At 41.6% G+C, this 255-nt stretch carries 1 protein-coding gene; it reads right to left on the bottom strand.

Annotated features, from left to right (window positions below; all coding sequences use genetic code 11):
* Positions 1 to 255, bottom strand: a 255-nt coding sequence (locus AAEY83_RS16775; RefSeq protein ID WP_502945210.1) for a response regulator transcription factor, incomplete at both ends; no start/stop codon positions are given.

The raw sequence follows: 255 nt of genomic DNA, 5'->3' as shown, positions 1-255 counted from the left end.
CCGCTTCACTTATAAGCTCAAGCCCCAATACTCGCTCTGGGGCGTTAAATAAGCATTCTATTATTTTATATTCATTACGCGTGAGCTCAATGGCATGTTGCTTGTAGTGAAGAGTTTTAAGCGAGAGATCTAATACGCAATCACCTACGGTAAGGGTATTTTGTTGATTTTGCAGTGAACCACGACGAAGTAATGCAAGGACACGAGCATGGAGTTCTTCAAACGAAAATGGCTTAGTTAAATAATCGTCAGCGC

Source organism: Psychrobacter sp. TB20-MNA-CIBAN-0197 (assembly GCF_040309765.1).
Taxonomy (GTDB): domain Bacteria; phylum Pseudomonadota; class Gammaproteobacteria; order Pseudomonadales; family Moraxellaceae; genus Psychrobacter; species Psychrobacter submarinus.
Note: the sequence above shows the minus strand (reverse complement) of the source record. Positions and strands in the feature narration are given on the sequence as shown.